Genomic DNA, 15541 nt, shown 5'->3' with positions numbered 1-15541 from the left:
TTCTGAAAAAGGCCATTTTGGCTTAATTCCGAAAAAAACAACTGCATTTTTGCATTTAAAAACATTATTCACACGAAAACAACCGAAATTACCTGTAAAAATACATTTGAGGCGCTCGTCGCAGACTAAGGTGCTCGTTGCTCACTGAGGCGCTCGTCACAGACTAAGGTACTCGTCGCAGACTGAGGTACTCGCCGCAAATCGAGGCGCGCCGCAGCCCCCTGCCAGCCGTCTACTTCTTAAAGCGGGTTGAACCGTCATACGTGCCGATAATGTCGTACAGGTCCGGGCGGCGGTCGCGGAAGATCCCCATTCAAGCCGCTGGTTTTCCAGCAGGTCCAGGTCAAATTCCGCCACAATGACTTGCTCGTCCGTGCGGCTAGCTTCGACGATTTTGTTGCCTTGCGGACCGGCAATAAAGGACGAGCCGTAGAAGCCGATGCTCAGCTCATCGTCCGATTCCGAGCCAATCCGGTTAGAGGCAATGACCGGGATCAGGTTACAGCCTGCATGCCCAAGCATGCACGCCTGCCAATGATCTTTCGAATCAATGCTGCTGTCCTGCGGCTCCGAGCCGATCGCCGTCGGATAAAACAGCAGCTCTGCGCCCATCAGCGCCATGGCGCGCGCCGCTTCCGGGTACCACTGGTCCCAGCATACGCCTACGCCGATTTTGCCGTAACGCGTGTTCCACACCTGGAAGCCGGTATCGCCGGGATTGAAATAAAACTTCTCTTCATAGCCTGGGCCGTCGGGAATATGGCTTTTCCGGTACAAGCCCAACACCTCGCCGTCGGCGTCAATGACAGCCAGCGAATTGTAGCGGGCGTAATTTTTTTTCTCATAAAAGCTGATCGGCAATACGACCTTCAGCTCTTTGGCCAGCTGTTTGAAATGATTGACCGCTTTATTATCGGCAAGCTCCGTTGCGTACTGATAATAGTCGGCTTTTTCTTTCTGGCAAAAATAAGGCGTTTCAAACAGCTCCTGCAGCAAAATAATTTGCGCGCCGTCCGCCGCCGCCTGGCGAACGAGCCGGTCCGCTTTGCGGATGTTGTCTTCGATATTCCACGAGCAGCTCATTTGCGTAGCCGCCACTTTAACAAGTCTCACTGTAAGTCCTCCTTTAACCTATTCCGATTAAGGCATTTGCTGGGTCGTGCAGTGGACGTTGCCGCCCTCCGGAATAACCGCCATTCCGTCTACCGTACGGATTTGGCGGTCCGGGAACGCCTGCTGCAGCGCCTGAACCGCCTTGCGGTCGGTCTCCTCCGCATCGCCGCCGAATACCGGCAGGATGATCCCGCCGTTTACGAAATAAAAGTTCAAATAGCTGAGCGTCAAGCGGCTGCCTTCATAGCTGCGGTACGGCGGCTGCTCGATCGCTATCACTTCGATTTTGCGCCCTTTCGCATCGGTCGCTTCGCTTAACCGGCGCAAGTTCTCCTGCGTAATCGCATAGTTGTCGTCAGACGGGTCGCTGCATACCTGCATAATGACCTTGCCCGGCGCCGCAAAACAGGCGACATTATCGACATGGCCGTCCGTTTCATCGCCGCTTAAGCCCAGGTTCAGCCAAATCACTTTATCTATATGAAGGTATTGCTTCAACAGCTCTTCAATTTGCTCGCGGGTCAAATCCGGATTGCGGTTCGGATTGAGCAGGCATTCCTCGGTTGTCAGCAGCGTGCCTTCGCCATCGACATGGAGCGAACCGCCTTCCATTACAAGCGGTGCGTCAAATTGGCGTTTGCCGTAGTGGGCCAATATTTGCGGGGCTACCGCATCGTCCAAATCCCATGGCGAATATTTGCCGCCCCAGGCGTTAAACTTCCAATTGATGCCGGCGACATCGCCCTCGCTGTTCACAACAAAGGTCGGACCGTTGTCGCGCAGCCATGCATCGTTATGCTCAATCGCCAGCACTTCGATTCGGTTGTTGTCCGCAAACAGCGCCGACACATGCTCCCGGTCGGCCGCATTCGCGACAACCGCTACCGGCTCGAATTCAGCCATCGCGCGAATAGTCGCTTCGTAGCCGCGGCATACCGTTTCATAATTGTCCGGGTAAACCATCGAAGCTTGTACCGGCCACGAAATAAGCGAACGCGAATGCTTCGCCCATTCCGGCGGCATTGTATAAGATAAGTCTCTAGGATACATGATTTCCCTCACTTAGTTTGAAATAGTCATAAATAAAACTGCCCTTTTCATGCAGCTTTCATCATATAACAAATCAGCCCCCGCCTCAATGGCGGGATTACAGCCTTTCGGGAAGGACGGAAAAGCTGCTGCGCGGCCGGTGCCGACGGCCCCTTTTGGAGGTGCCGTCCTTATGGCAGCAGCACGATTTTGCCTGCATGTTTGCGACTTTCCAGCAGCCGGTGCGCTTCAGCCCCTTCATGAAGCGCAAACGTACGCACTTCGCCAAGGCGAAGGCGCCCCTCCCGCAATAACGCAAACAGCTCGTTCGAGCGGCGGATGCGCTCTTCACGCGTGGTGACGTGATTCCACAAATCGCCGCCGGTCAGCGTTTTGGACGTATCCATCAGCATGCGCGGATCTACCGGCGCAGGGTCGCCGCCGGACATGCCGTAAAATACAACCGCCCCTCTCAGCCGGACCGCTGCAAAGCTGTCCATCAGCGTTGATCCGACAGAATCGTACGCAACGTCTACCCCGCCGCCTTCCTTCGACCATTCCGCCGCTTCGCGCACCCAGTCCGCATCGTACAGCAGCACCTTGTCGGCGCCGGCTTGCAGCGCCGCTTCCCGCTTGGCCTCGCTGGATGTCATGCCAAGCACGCGTGCGCCTTTGTGCTTGGCAAGCTGGACAAGCAGTTGGCCAACCCCGCCTGCCGCAGCATGAACTAGCACATCGCTGCCCTGCCTGACCGGATAGCTGTCATTGACCAAATAATGAGCAGTCAGCCCTTGCAAAAGCAAGGCAGCAGCCTGCTCAAACACGATATCCTCGGGCAGCGGAATAACCCGTTCCGCAGCAACAATTGCCAGTTCCGCATTCGCGAACGGGACATCCGCAAAGGCCACGCGGTCTCCCTCCCGGATGCCATGGACGCCCGGACCAACCCGCTCGACAATGCCCGCTCCTTCATATCCTAATATATAGGGCGCATTTCCGGCCAAATGGTACCGCCCCTGTCTGCGGTATACATCTGCAAAATTAAGGCCTGCCGCCTTTATGCGAACCGTCACTTCCCCAAGCCCCGGCTGCGGGTCCGGCAGCTCCTCTATATGAAGAACGTCCGGACCTCCAAAGTTGTTAAACACTAAAGCTTTCATATAAGCACACGCCCTCTCTTCCTTTATTCGGTATACTTTTAATGGATTTCAACCTTCCTGAAAATCTGCTGCCGCTCTTAAACCAATGCTTCAAACCTTTCTTATTATCCGCATAAAATAGCAGCTTTCATAAAATCAACATAAGCCGACAAATACCTGCTGCGTACGCGATTTTCTTAATTGTTTTTTGCATATAATCAACTTTTTTGTCGAATCACTGACAGGCATACAAATAACCGGATCGCTTCCTTGCAGCGACCGCTTATTGTTTGCGGGACACAACTTACGCCCGAATCGGCTTCCGGCGCAACTTCCTGTGTATGCCGGCAGCCTGCTCATTCTCTTTCCGCCCTTCCCGCCCGCGCACCGCTCGCCCTCCGCCCTCTTGCCCGCTCGCCGCTGCAGCGCCGGCCCAAGCGAACTCAGCACGCTAAAGACCGCTAAAATAACAGCCGCTCCGACAAGTAATGGAGCAGAGAAACATGGAATTTTTGGATTTTTGGTAATATGAGGTCGATTTTTGGCCCGTGAACCCGCATTATACCGTTGAAAGAAGTGAGGGAGCAATTTTCCTTTTGTCATTTTCATCCAAATAATGATGGATAAAATTTACATTTATTTTCCTGATTGGATGACCTTCTCTTCCTCACAGTTGCATCCCATATTCCATAAATATCCAAACTTATAAAAAGCCAGCAATAAAAACGGCCGGGTCTCCGCTGCAGCCAGCAAAGACCCGGCCGCCGAAAGCCGCCGCCTTCATGACCTAGTCGATGTAACCGGCCATGCCTTTGTCCATAAAAAAGTCCATTTCCGCATCCAATACCGATTCCACTTCCAGCTCATTCAGCTTGACATCAGAACGGCTCATAATATAATCAACCAGCTCATCGCTGTCGATCTCCACTTCACCGTGGGCATTTTCCTTCGCCTTGCCCATGAAAGCCTGCTCATGTTTCAGCACAAGACGAATGGCAGCTTCCGCCAGCTCCGTCTCCTTCTTAATATAATCCATCAGTTCCTGCTCGTTCCATTCCTCGCTCATGCTCTTGCATCTCCTATCTGGCTCTGTTTACATGCCATTGTAGCATAATGCGGCGCATCCGTTCCGCCTGCTCGCCGAACTGCCGCTGCCGGTGTCCATTTGCTCCGGACGGATGGGGAAATCCCTTCAGCAGCTGGCCGGCGTTTATGACTCCATGCTGGATAAACAGCTCAAGCACCGATTCGACCCTCTTCCCCAGCGGGATAATAAGCGGCTGCTTCAGCGCTTGCAGATCCTCCAATGTGTAGCGGAAGGCTGCATCCAGCAGCCATGATTCGTTCGTCAGCTTCGGCTGAGAACCCGAATAATTGCGTCCGCCGTAAAATACCGGATACCGCAGCAGCGATGTGGTATGAAGCAGCTCCGCATGCGCTTCAAACAGCTGCTCCGGATCGGCCAGCCCAAATAAGCCGGGAATGCCCAATTCGTGCAGCATTGCATATAAATTCCGTCTCATTGCCCCCGCAAACCGGGCCTGATGTTTGGCTGCTGCGGCAATCTGTTCATCGCTTTCGCCGCGCCGGAACCTTTGCACCGCCGTTTCAAAGGCGATTCGCATCTGCGTCCAGCCCGGCGTAATGCCAACAATGACAAGCTCGGCATGCTCGTTCACCAGCTCGTTATGCGGTGCAAAATACATGCTCAGCTTGCCGTGCCGCCCCATCAAATACGGTTCGGCCATCAGATCTTCCCTGGTCAGCTCCCGATTGGCCGGCAAACCCAGCATTGCAGGCTTATACCGCTCCCAATTGCTTTGCCGGAACATAAGCCTCACCTCTCCGCCCGTTTGCTCTGCGATTCGTGTGCCCAGATGCTTAGCCCCAAACCCGCTGCAGCCGTTTTATCCGTGAATCCATACGTCCTTGTAATTAATTTTGCCCCACGCGTTAATCGAAATACCGCCAAGCGTTCGGTCATGGCCGACAATATTCATATGATGGTGGAGAAACAGCAAGCAGCAATCGCGCTTCAGCTGCTCCTCCAGCTCCTGCAGAAGGGCAAGGCGCGCCTTATCGTCCGGCTGGCGCAGACAGGCCGCAATTTGCGCTTCAGCCGCAGCTTTATGCTGCGGATCAAGGTGGTTTGCAATGTAGCCGCAGCCGGAGCGATACATTTCGATTAACGTAATATCCGGCTGCTCGCCCAGCACTTCGCCGGCTACGATCAGATCCGCCCGGGCGATGACCGCCGGGTCGGCCAGCTGCTCGATCGGCAGCACAACGACCTGCAGCCGTATGCCAAGCTTGGCGCATTCGGCTTGCAGCCAAGCGGCGTTCTCCTCATTGCTGCGCATCGAGTAAGTATACAACTGGAGCTGCTCGCCCGCATAAGCAGATTGCTTAACCAGCGCCATCGCTTTGTCCGGATTGAAACTGGCGGCGTAAGCCGCGCTGGCCCGTTCACTTTCCGGGACGAAACCGCAGGCCGGCAGAACGCGGATGCCTTGCAGCTCCTCGACCATACGGAACCGGTCAAGCCCGTAATGGAAAGCGAAACGGAGCTTCCTGTCCTGAAGCGGACCCGGCTTGGCCAAATTAAACGAGAGATAGGTCGCTCCCTGCTCCAGCTGTTGAAGCACCGCGCCTGCGCTGGCGCCCCGATTGAGCTGTCCTTCCGAATACAGCAGATGCGCATTCCCGCGCATATCGTCCGGCGCCGGCTGTCCTTCATAATCCGGCCAAACCCACATCTCAATGCGGTCCAGATGCGGGCGCCCTTCAAAATAACGCTCGTGCGCTTCCAGCGCAAGCATAGACTCATTGTTTTTGACGATGCGAAACGGCCCGGTACCTACCGGCATGCCCGCTTCCCGGCCGTCCCACCCCTGCGGCACAATCGAAAACCTTTCCGTGCACAGCAGATTAGGAAATGCAGCCGCAGGCTCGGCGAGCTGGAACTTAATGCGATGCTTGCCTGCTGGCTGTACATCTTTAATCAGCTGTTTCATCCAGTCGGAAGGCGAGTGCTGAAGCACCCGCTCAAAGGTATAAACCACATCATCAGGGGTGAACAATCGGCCGTCGTGAAAGTAAACGCCTTTGCGCAGAAAAAACGTCCATTCCTGAAAGGAAGCATCCGCCTCCCAATGATGCGCCAGCTGCGGCATAACGGCTTTATCTTTTCGCGAGTAATCAACAAGCGTGTTCATGATCTGCTTAAGCCAATGGGCTTCTGTCCGGCGCGTCACATAAGCAGGGTCGAGCAGCGGCACCGGGCGGTAAAAGGGGAAACGCAGCACATCCCGTTCCTCTTGGCTCCGCTTTAAGCCAAACTGTCCGCTCACCCATGCGGCCGCTTCATCTCCGGCAATACCCGCCTCTTCCTGCAAGGCGCTGATCAACTGCCAAGCTTCCTGGATATGCTCCCGTTCCACAAGGAGGCGCGCTTTGCGGAGGGCAAGCTCCCGCCGGGTCAGCAGCAGCACAAGCCGGGACTGGCGGCCGCGCCCCCGCCCGGGCAGCCAGCGGATATAGCCTTCATCCGCAAGCCGTCTGAGCACCAGCTGCGCATTTCTGCGCGTACATGCCAGCACGCCGGCAACAGCCTCAATCGGCGCGTCAAAAGGCTCGTTGTCCGGCATTTCAGCATAATGATTAAGCAGCCTTTCATAATAGGCAATAGCTTTCATGCAATTCTCCACCTTCTTTGCGCAAACCGGTAAGCCGGCTAGCCTGCCGCTTCTCCTGAAAAGGCGAAATGCAGCCGCTGTATTCTTTCTCTTTTTGTTCTTCTTTTACAAAATTATAATGGCATCATCCCTGATTCGGAAAGAGGAGACAGCTATGAAAACTGCAATTAAGCCCGGCACGCCCATGCCGGCGGCGGCTGCGACGGAGCAGCCGCTTTGGAGGCATTCCGGATTTCTGATCCTGCTGGCAACCGGGGGCATTCTTGCATTCGGCAGCAAAATTTACGAGTTGGCTTTGCCGCTTATCCTTTATAGCCTGACCCATTCTTCCGTCAACATGGCCGCGATGCGCGGCATTGAGTTTTTGCCCAATTTGCTGTTCGCCATGTTTATCGGGGTAATCGTTGACCGCGTGCGCAAAAAAATATGGTCTTTGTGGATGACCGCTCTCCAGGCAGCGGTCCTGTGCGCATTGTACGCTTGCATAGCCGGAGGGCATCCGCCGATGCCGGCACTGTACGCCGGCGGTTTTTTGCTGATGCTGTTCGGATATGCCGCAAACAACGCCCGGGTCGGGATGGTCAAGCACGCCTTGCCGGAAGAGCTGCTGCTGCCCGCTAACGCCTCGTTTAATTTTGTGTCGACGCTGGCCGGAATTGCCGGCCCTGTGCTGACCGGCTTATTGCTTATGCTGCCCCGGATGGAGGACGCGCTGGTCATAACAGCGGGTTTACTCACATTATCGTTTGTGCTGCTGCTGTTTTTGCGTTCAGAAGAACAAAATCCGTCCCGCCGGAGGCAGGACGGATTTTGGCGGGAACTGAAGGAAGGCTGGATCGAGCTTTGGAGCAACCGCGTATTATGGCAAATGACGATAGCGGTCCTATTCTTAAACGCGGCTTCCGGCATGGCCGACACGACGGTCGTCTTTTACGCCAAAGACTCGCTCCAGCTGAACAACGCCTCGCTTGGCATCGCGATGGCAGCGGCGGGAGCCGGCGGGCTGCTCGGAAGCCTGCTGGTCAGCCGCCTCAGAAGCAGGTTCCGCGTCGGCATGCTTGTGACGGTTTCGGCGCTGCTGGTCGCCGCCTCTTATGGGCTGATGGCGTTCTCCCGCTCCGGCTTTATGTTAGGCTGCAGCCTGTTTATAAACGGGCTGTTTGAGATGATCAGCAACGTATCCATCTGGACATTCCGCCAGGAATCTACTCCGCACCGGCTGATCGGCCGCATCAGCGGCATTACCGGCTCCTTGTTCAAGCTCGCCATGCCGCTGGCCATATACGGTGCCGGCTGGATCTCCCAGCTGGCGGAGCCGTCCCTTGTATTTATCGCGGCAGCGGCTATCAATACGCTCGTATTTGCGGGCTGCCGCTTCAGCGCCTTATGGCGCGCAGCGCGATAGAGATAGAAGCTTGGGAGGTCCACAGCCAAAGCTACGGCTGCATCCGGCCGGCATAAACAGCCATGGCGTCGCGCATGAATGCGGCAAGGCCTTCGCCGTGCTTGTCGATATTTTGCGTAAACCGGACATCATCCACATACATCTGGCCAAGCCCTCTGACCGCTTCCGGCGGATAAACGCCAAATTTGCTGATGAACAAATACCATTCGTGAATTGCCGCTTGCGCTTCCGGCGCATCGGGCGCTCCTCCCCGGAGTGCGGCCAGCCTCGTGAAAATCTCGCCTGCGCCTTCGCTAAGGCGGGATTGTTCCTCTTTCGTTAGGCTGCCGAGCTTCGCTTTCGAGCGTTCAACCGCTTCATCTCCCCAGCGCCGGCGCGCCTCCTGCTCATACGGGCTGCGGCTGAAGTCAAAGCCTGCGAATTTTTCTTCCTGTGTCATTTCGAGTTCCCCTTTCGCCTGTTTCATCGTTTTATCAATGACGGCCAGCATCCGGTCGAGTCGGTTCCGCTTCTCCAGCAATATGCTGCGGTGCAGCTGAAGCGCCTCCTGCCGGTCGAAAGAGGGGTGGCTGACGATTTCTTTAATTTGCTTCAGCGGAAAATCCAGCGCCTTAAAAAACAATATTTGCTGCAGCAGCTCTAAATTGCGTTCCGAATAAAGCCGGTACCCTGCCTCCGTAACTTCGTCCGGCACCAGCAGCCCAATCGCATCATAATGGTGCAGCGTACGAACGCTGATTCCGGCCAGCTCCGCCACTTCTTTCACTTTCATCGCCATCTCATCTCCCCCTTTCATCCACTACTGTAAAGGATCACGAAACGTAAGAGTCAACATTGTATCAGCCTCGTTGAAGAAATAATCCGTCATTTCCTAGGCCCGCTCCGGCACAGTCGACACGCCCGCTGCCGGGGCTATAGCTCTTCCGCTGCCGGCTTATGCCGGTACGTCTCCAGGTCAATGCTGCCGCCATCGCTTACTTCAACGCCTTCACCGTTCAAGTACAACATCTGCAGCATGCGCGACTCGTCGTCCATCACGGCAATATGGCCTTTGGCATTCACAACGCGATGCCATGGCAGCTTATGGGCAGCGCTCATGGCATGCAAGATGCGGACCACCTGCCTTGCTCCCCGCGGGCTTCCGGCTGCTGCCGCAACCTGCCCGTAGGTCATCACTTTCCCTTCGGGAATGCTGCGGATTACCGCAATAACCCGCTCTGTAAAAGGCTGCATCCCTTGTTCCTCCTTCTCGGCCGATTCCTTACAGCTTGTTCAGCCCGTTGTCTTCAAGGACACTTGCCAGCTCGTCATGCTCCTTCAAAATATGAACTTCTCCCCATGCGCATAAGGAGTCCAATATCGGCTTCAAGCTCCAGCCGTATTCCGTCAGCTCATACTCCACCTTTGGCGGAACCTGATTGTATACGATTCTTCTGACAATCCCGTCATCCTCCAGCTCGCGCAGCTGCTGGGTCAGCATCTTTTGCGTAATATGGGGCATCTTACGTTTAAGATCGCTTGTCCGGTGCGTGCCGTGCGTCAGATGGCACAGGATGACGCATTTCCATTTGCCGCCGATGACCTCCAGTGTCGCTTCTACCGATATGTTGTATTTCTTTTGGGTCAACGCCCTTCACCTCCTATAGGCACTTTTTAGTACCTATGGTACCTCAAAGTACGTACTGTTCATTCTGACCGACATCCTTCATACTAGCATCTACCGGCCGGTAATACCATGCTTTAGGAGTGGAAAATGATGACGCTGGATAAAAAGAAAAGCACCTGGGCGCTTCTAGCCTTAGCTATCAGCGCCTTTGCCATTGGTACGACAGAATTCATCAGTGTCGGGCTGCTGCCCTTAATTTCTGATGATTTGCATATATCCGTGACCACAGCCGGATTAACCGTTACCGTGTACGCCCTTGGCGTTACAGTTGGAGCCCCGGTTCTAACTTCCCTGACGTCGAACGTATCACGCAAATCGCTGCTGCTGTGGATTATGATTATTTTTATTGCCGGCAATACGCTGGCCGCGACGGCTTCCGGAATCGGCATGCTGCTCGCCGCCAGAGTGCTGGCCGCGTTCGCCCACGGCATCTTTATGTCGATCGGTTCTACCATTGCCGCCGATCTCGTATCGGAAGACCGCAGGGCAAGCGCCATTTCCATTATGTTCTCAGGCCTCACCGTCGCTACAGTAACGGGTGTGCCGCTGGGCACATATCTCGGCCAGCAATGGGGGTGGCGGGTTGCTTTCTGGGCTATTGTCGCCGTTGGCGTCTTGGCTTTAATTTCCAATCTGCTGCTTGTCCCGTCCAGTCTTCGCAAAGGCGCCAAAACGCCGTTGAGCGAGCAGGTGAAGCTGGTCAAAAACGGAAGGCTGCTGCTCATGTTCGCCATTACGGCGCTGGGCTACGGCGGAACCTTCGTCGTTTTCACTTACTTGTCCCCGCTTTTGCATGAAGTAACCGGCTATTCGGAAAAAGTGGTCGCCGCTTTGCTTCTGCTGTACGGGGTAGCCATTGCGGTCGGCAACGTAGTCGGCGGCAAGCTGGCCAACCGCAATCCGCTGCGGGCGCTGTTCTATATGTTTATCGTCCAGGCGGTTATTTTGCTGGTTCTTTCGTTTACCGCGCCGTTTAAGGTCGCGGGGCTCGCCACTGTATTCTTCATGGGGCTGCTCGCCTTCATGAACGTGCCGGGCCTGCAAGTTTATGTCGTTGTGCTGGCGGAGCGTTACGCTCCTAAAGCAGTTGATGTTGCGTCGGCCGTCAATATTGCGGCATTTAATGCCGGCATTGCGCTTGGCGCTTATATCGGGGGGATCGTCACCGACCATATGGGACTGGTTCATACCGCATGGGTCGGAGCCATTATGGTTGCTGCTGCCGTCATCTTGACCGGCATCAGCCGCACAGCAGAACGCAAAGCAGCTTCGCCGTCCGGGCGCTCCGGCTCTCACAGCGGTTCCGAAGGACGCCAGCCGGCATAACCGGCATTGCTCATAAAGGGATATTCATTTTAGGAGGAGTTATAGTATGACTAAACACATTCAAGACACAACTGTTTTAAGCAACGGAGTCCAAATGCCATGGCTCGGCATCGGCGTATTCCAGGTAGAAGAAGGCCAAGATCTGGTCAATGCATTAAAAGCAGCTGTCCGCCACGGCTACCGCAGCATCGATACAGCTGCGATTTATCAGAATGAAACGAGCGTCGGCCAAGGCATCCGCGAAGCGCTTGCGGAAAGCGGCTTGAAACGCGAAGATTTGTTTATTACGTCGAAGGTATGGAACGCCGACCTTGGCTACGAAGCAACGCTTGCCGCTTATGACGCCAGCCTGGAACGGCTTGGCCTCGACTACCTGGATCTGTATCTGATCCACTGGCCGGTGCAAGGCAAATATAAAGATGCATGGAGAGCGCTCGAGAAATTGTACCGCGACGGCCGTGTCAAAGCGATCGGCGTCAGTAACTTCCAGGTTCATCATTTGGAAGATGTATTGAAAGATGCCGAAGTGAAACCGATGGTCAACCAGGTCGAATTCCATCCTCGGCTTACTCAGCAACAACTGCGCGATTATTGCAAAGCGCAGGGCATTCAGCTGGAAGCCTGGTCGCCGCTTATGCAAGGCCAGCTGCTTGGCCAGCCTGAACTGCAGGCAATTGCGGACAAGCATGGCAAATCCATTGCGCAAGTCATTATCCGCTGGGATTTGCAGCACGGTGTCGTGACGATTCCGAAGTCGATCCGCGAAGCGCGCATTATCGAAAACGGCTCCGTGTTTGACTTCGAACTGACACCGGAAGAAATGGCCCAAATCGACAGCTTGAACCAGGACCTGCGGGTTGGCCCGGATCCGGACAATTTCGACTTTTAATTGCTATGTAAGCAAAAAACGCATCCTCTCACAACAGACGAGGGGATGCGTTTTTGTCATGTGTTCATGCCGGGCCAGCCGGCATAACTTTTAGGGCTGTTGCCGGTTAATCCCGGCACAGCGGTTTTACACGGCGGCGATATCCGCGCCGTCCTGCTTGCGAAGCTGCTTGCTGCGCAGCTGGCCGCAAGCCGCGTCGATGTCCGTGCCGTGCTCCAGCCGGACGCTGCAGCTGATGCCCTGTTTTTTCAGCGTATCGTAAAAAGCGGTAATCGTTTCTTTGGAGCTGCGCTGATATTGGCTGTGCTCGTCAACCGGATTGTAAGGAATGAGATTGACGTTGGCCAGCTGCCTTCTGTCCCCGACAAGGCGGGCCAGCTCCAGTGCATGCTCCGGCTGGTCGTTTACATCTCGCAGCAAAATATATTCCAGCGTAATTCTCCGCTTTGTTTTATCCAAATAATAGTCGATGGCTTCCATCAGCTTCTCGATTGGAATCGCCTTGTTAATTTTCATAATGCGTGTGCGAAGCTCATTATTAGGCGCATGCAGCGAAATCGCCAGATTGACCTGCAGGTCGGTATCGGCAAATTCAACGATTTTTTTCGCGAGGCCGCTGGTGGAAACGGTAATGCGGCGGGAGCCGATCGCCAGCCCTTTATGATCAATGACAATACGCAGGAAATCAATCAGGTTCGTAAAGTTGTCGAACGGCTCACCGATGCCCATCACGACGATATGGCTGACCTTCTCGTCCAGCCCTTTGCTGTCGAGATGCAGCTGTACTTTCATAATTTGCTCCACAATTTCGCCGCTTGTCAAATCCCGGCTTTTGGCCAGCAGTCCGCTGGCACAAAAGCTGCAGCCGATGTTGCAGCCCACCTGCGTCGTCACGCAAACCGACAAGCCGTATTTATGCCGCATCAGCACCGTTTCAATCAAGTTGCCGTCATGCAGGCGGAACAGGAACTTGTTGGTCCCGTCGGACGACTCCTGGCGCGTATGCTCTTCCATCGTCACCATGGCAAAGTGATTGTCCAGCAGCTGCAGGCACTCTTTGTTGACATCCGTCATGTCGGCAAAAGAACGGACCCGCTTCCGGTACAAATAATCCCATACTTGCGTGGCGCGGAACTTTTTATGCCCGTGCTCCTGCAGCCAATCCGTCAGCTGCTCGAATGTTAAACCATATATCGAATCTTTTATCATCGTTACCCTCTTTTCAAAGCTTCCAGGTCCATACCGGCACAGCATGATCGCAAAGCCGGCAGTTTGTTTATTATTTTCCCAGAATTATTTCATTTAAACAAGAGGGCAGCGCATCAGACGGGATTATGCCGGACGCCGTTACCTGTTATCTTCGATAGCGGCCTGGTTGTTGTTCGCGGACAGTTCGGTTAACGGGTCGTAAGGAGGCCCGGTAACCGTTCCGACCAGCAAGGCGATGTCTGTTGCATTTTCCGGGATTCCCCATGAATTGCCGGAGAAGACGAAGATAGCCCTGTCAACAACATAACCGCGGCTGTTATAGGCGACATTGTTCATAATGGTACCGGTAGAGTTCGGGTTCAAATATGCCGGCTGGCGAAGCGAATAGAAAATATTGCCGCGTACGATCAAATTCGTAACGCTGCCTTGCGTTAAAAACCCACGGTTTACAACCCATCCCGTCGACGGTCCAGCTTGCGGCGGGCCAAAAATAACATTATTAGTAAGCCGGTGGTTTGCTCCGGCAAATTGAATGAACTCCACTGCATAAGGGTTGTTGCTTGTAATAGTCAAGCCGTCGATGGTCACGCCGCTGCCGGTTACCAGAAAAGGAATAACAGCCGCCTGCAGCATAATAACCGCATTTGGCGTTCCCTGTATTCGTACGCCGGCTTTGTTGATGGCAATGGACGCAGTAATCGGATATGTTCCGCTCAGCACGTTGACGATGCCGGTCGGAGATACTGCTGTAACCCCTTGCTGAATCGTGCCAAAAGGATTCGCTTGTGTACCGTTGCCCCAACGGCGCCAGCCTGCACATATACATTAAACGGGTTAGGCTCAAACGTACCCGTCGGCCCGGTTGCTCCAGTTACGCCGGTCAGGCCCGTTGCTCCTGTGATGCCGGTCGCGCCGGTCGCTCCCGTGATACCCGTGGCGCCGGTTGCCCCGGTTACGCCCGTTAACCCCGTCGCTCCTGTGGCGCCTATCGCACCGGTTGCGCCTGTGGCTCCTGTTACACCCGTCGCTCCCGTTATACCGGTCGCGCCGGTTGGGCCGGTTGCGCCCGTCGCGCCTGTTACGCCCGTTGCGCCTGTCGGGCCGTCGGGCGGGCCAGTTGGCCCCGTGGCACCGGTTGCTCCGGTTGCGCCAACGGCTCCCGTATCACCGGTTACGCCTGTCGGACCGGTTGCGCCCGTGGCGCCGGTTGATCCTGTCTCGCCGCCACCCGGTCCCGGCGCCCCCGTTATACCTGTTGCTCCCGTAAGACCAACTGCGCCTGTTACGCCCGTTACGCCTGTCGCACCCGTTGCACCCGTTACGCCCGTCTCACCCGTGGCGCCGGTCACGCCCGTTACGCCTGTCACGCCCGTCTCACCCGTGGCGCCCGTTGCACCCGTTACGCCTGTCGCACCCGTTACGCCGGTCACGCCCGTCTCACCCGTGGCGCCGGTCACGCCCGTTACGCCTGTCACGCCCGCCTCACCCGTGGCGCCGGTCACGCCCGTTACGCCTGTCGCACCCGTTGCACCCGTGACGCCTGTCACGCCCGTCTCACCCGTGGCGCCCGTTGCACCCGTTACGCCTGTCGCACCCGTGACGCCTGTCACGCCCGTCTCACCCGTGGCGCCGGTCACGCCCGTTACGCCTGTCGCACCCGTTACGCCTGTCACGCCCGCCTCACCCGTGGCGCCGGTCACGCCCGTTACGCCTGTCGCACCCGTTGCACCCGTGACGCCTGTCACGCCCGTCTCACCCGTGGCGCCCGTTGCACCCGTTACGCCAGGCGCACCGGTTACGCCCGTTACGCCTGGCGCGCCTGTTGGACCTTCCGCTCCTGTTACACCCGTCACGCCCGCTGGGCCTTGTGCACCTGTCAAACCGGTTAAGCCCGTTAGCCCTGTTAGTCCCGTTAGCCCTGTTAGTCCCGTTAACCCCGTTTGACCGGTCAGGCCGGTCAGACCAGTTGGCCCTGTCGGCCCGGTCGGTCCCATAACCATCGCTTCCCTTAGCCCCCTTCTATAAATGGCGGATATTAATAGTTATATGATGGGATGTAATAGGAAGTTC

At 55.6% G+C, this 15541-nt stretch carries 14 protein-coding genes and 1 pseudogene; 3 read left to right on the top strand and 12 right to left on the bottom strand.

Features of this window, described 5'->3' with window-relative positions; translation table 11 throughout:
- Positions 1-232: 232 nt before the first annotated feature.
- The 6 genes and pseudogenes from aguB to ET464_RS15710 all read right to left on the bottom strand — a co-directional run bounded on the left by aguB (position 233) and on the right by ET464_RS15710 (position 6976).
- Positions 233-1113: pseudogene (gene aguB, locus ET464_RS15735) on the bottom strand (N-carbamoylputrescine amidase).
- A 27-nt stretch (positions 1114-1140) separates the two neighbouring features.
- On the bottom strand, positions 1141-2163 hold the full coding sequence (locus tag ET464_RS15730) for an agmatine deiminase family protein (RefSeq protein ID WP_129442479.1): 1023 nt from the start codon (positions 2161-2163) through the stop codon (positions 1141-1143).
- 170 nt (positions 2164-2333) lie between these two features.
- Complete coding sequence (locus ET464_RS15725; RefSeq protein ID WP_129442476.1) at positions 2334-3302, bottom strand: quinone oxidoreductase family protein; 969 nt, start codon at positions 3300-3302, stop codon at positions 2334-2336.
- Between the two features lie 766 nt (positions 3303-4068).
- On the bottom strand, positions 4069-4347 hold the full coding sequence (locus ET464_RS15720; protein ID WP_129442473.1) for a hypothetical protein: 279 nt from the start codon (positions 4345-4347) through the stop codon (positions 4069-4071).
- Positions 4348-4360: 13 nt separating this feature from the next.
- The gene (locus tag ET464_RS15715) at positions 4361-5113 is read right to left on the bottom strand and encodes a uracil-DNA glycosylase family protein (RefSeq protein WP_129442470.1); all 753 of its coding nucleotides are present in this window, start codon (positions 5111-5113) and stop codon (positions 4361-4363) included.
- Between the two features lie 75 nt (positions 5114-5188).
- Entirely contained in the window at positions 5189-6976 is a 1788-nt protein-coding gene (locus ET464_RS15710; protein WP_129442468.1) for an ABC transporter substrate-binding protein, read from the bottom strand.
- A gap of 154 nt (positions 6977-7130) precedes the next feature.
- On the opposite strand from ET464_RS15710, the gene ET464_RS15705 reads away from it, so the two are divergent.
- Positions 7131-8381, top strand: coding sequence for an MFS transporter (locus tag ET464_RS15705; RefSeq protein WP_244226565.1), 1251 nt, complete (start codon positions 7131-7133; stop codon positions 8379-8381).
- Positions 8382-8412: 31 nt separating this feature from the next.
- On the opposite strand, the gene ET464_RS15700 is transcribed toward ET464_RS15705, so the two are convergent.
- From ET464_RS15700 to ET464_RS15690, 3 genes are all read right to left on the bottom strand, one after another.
- Positions 8413-9159, bottom strand: coding sequence for a MerR family transcriptional regulator (locus tag ET464_RS15700; RefSeq protein WP_129442466.1), 747 nt, complete (start codon positions 9157-9159; stop codon positions 8413-8415).
- A gap of 134 nt (positions 9160-9293) precedes the next feature.
- Positions 9294-9614, bottom strand: a complete 321-nt coding sequence (locus tag ET464_RS15695) for an MGMT family protein (RefSeq protein WP_129442462.1) — start codon at positions 9612-9614, stop codon at positions 9294-9296.
- Between the two features lie 28 nt (positions 9615-9642).
- On the bottom strand, positions 9643-10008 hold the full coding sequence (locus ET464_RS15690) for a winged helix-turn-helix transcriptional regulator (protein ID WP_129442459.1): 366 nt from the start codon (positions 10006-10008) through the stop codon (positions 9643-9645).
- A 129-nt stretch (positions 10009-10137) separates the two neighbouring features.
- Between ET464_RS15690 and ET464_RS15685 the strand changes: the two genes are divergently transcribed.
- Together ET464_RS15685 and ET464_RS15680 are read left to right on the top strand one after the other, a co-directional pair.
- Positions 10138-11373: an MFS transporter gene (locus ET464_RS15685; protein ID WP_129444476.1), complete on the top strand. Its 1236-nt coding sequence runs from the start codon at positions 10138-10140 to the stop codon at positions 11371-11373.
- A gap of 46 nt (positions 11374-11419) precedes the next feature.
- Positions 11420-12262, top strand: a complete 843-nt coding sequence (locus tag ET464_RS15680) for an aldo/keto reductase (RefSeq protein WP_129442456.1) — start codon at positions 11420-11422, stop codon at positions 12260-12262.
- Between the two features lie 126 nt (positions 12263-12388).
- On the opposite strand, the gene rlmN is transcribed toward ET464_RS15680, so the two are convergent.
- The 3 genes from rlmN to ET464_RS20620 form a co-directional block, all read right to left on the bottom strand.
- Positions 12389-13471, bottom strand: a complete 1083-nt coding sequence (gene rlmN / locus ET464_RS15675) for a dual-specificity RNA methyltransferase RlmN (RefSeq protein ID WP_129442454.1) — start codon at positions 13469-13471, stop codon at positions 12389-12391.
- A gap of 138 nt (positions 13472-13609) precedes the next feature.
- A complete protein-coding gene (locus ET464_RS15670) occupies positions 13610-14191 on the bottom strand; it encodes a right-handed parallel beta-helix repeat-containing protein (protein WP_244226564.1) in 582 nt (193 codons plus the stop codon).
- Positions 14185-15471 (bottom strand): beta strand repeat-containing protein, encoded by a 1287-nt coding sequence (locus ET464_RS20620; RefSeq protein ID WP_129442451.1) that lies wholly within the window; start codon positions 15469-15471, stop codon positions 14185-14187. Before ET464_RS20620 ends, ET464_RS15670 begins: the two co-directional genes overlap by 7 nt.
- Positions 15472-15541 lie beyond the last annotated feature (70 nt).

Origin of the sequence: Paenibacillus protaetiae (assembly GCF_004135365.1) — a bacterium.
GTDB classification, from domain to species: domain Bacteria; phylum Bacillota; class Bacilli; order Paenibacillales; family Paenibacillaceae; genus Paenibacillus_AP; species Paenibacillus_AP protaetiae.
This window is presented reverse-complemented; position numbering and strand designations above follow the sequence as displayed.

Excerpts from the sequence above, each read along its gene's own strand:
- ET464_RS15720 (WP_129442473.1), bottom strand. The coding sequence starts at position 4,347 with ATGAGCGAGGAATGGAACGAGCAGGAACTGATGGATTATATTAAGAAG.
- ET464_RS15730 (WP_129442479.1), bottom strand. The coding sequence starts at position 2,163 with ATGTATCCTAGAGACTTATCTTATACAATGCCGCCGGAATGGGCGAAG.
- ET464_RS15715 (WP_129442470.1), bottom strand. The coding sequence starts at position 5,113 with ATGTTCCGGCAAAGCAATTGGGAGCGGTATAAGCCTGCAATGCTGGGT.
- ET464_RS15705 (WP_244226565.1), top strand. The coding sequence starts at position 7,131 with ATGAAAACTGCAATTAAGCCCGGCACGCCCATGCCGGCGGCGGCTGCG.
- ET464_RS15695 (WP_129442462.1), bottom strand. The coding sequence starts at position 9,614 with ATGCAGCCTTTTACAGAGCGGGTTATTGCGGTAATCCGCAGCATTCCC.
- ET464_RS15710 (WP_129442468.1), bottom strand. The coding sequence starts at position 6,976 with ATGAAAGCTATTGCCTATTATGAAAGGCTGCTTAATCATTATGCTGAA.
- ET464_RS20620 (WP_129442451.1), bottom strand. The coding sequence starts at position 15,471 with ATGGTTATGGGACCGACCGGGCCGACAGGGCCAACTGGTCTGACCGGC.
- ET464_RS15685 (WP_129444476.1), top strand. The coding sequence starts at position 10,138 with ATGACGCTGGATAAAAAGAAAAGCACCTGGGCGCTTCTAGCCTTAGCT.
- ET464_RS15725 (WP_129442476.1), bottom strand. The coding sequence starts at position 3,302 with ATGAAAGCTTTAGTGTTTAACAACTTTGGAGGTCCGGACGTTCTTCAT.
- rlmN (WP_129442454.1), bottom strand. The coding sequence starts at position 13,471 with ATGATAAAAGATTCGATATATGGTTTAACATTCGAGCAGCTGACGGAT.
- ET464_RS15680 (WP_129442456.1), top strand. The coding sequence starts at position 11,420 with ATGACTAAACACATTCAAGACACAACTGTTTTAAGCAACGGAGTCCAA.
- ET464_RS15700 (WP_129442466.1), bottom strand. The coding sequence starts at position 9,159 with ATGGCGATGAAAGTGAAAGAAGTGGCGGAGCTGGCCGGAATCAGCGTT.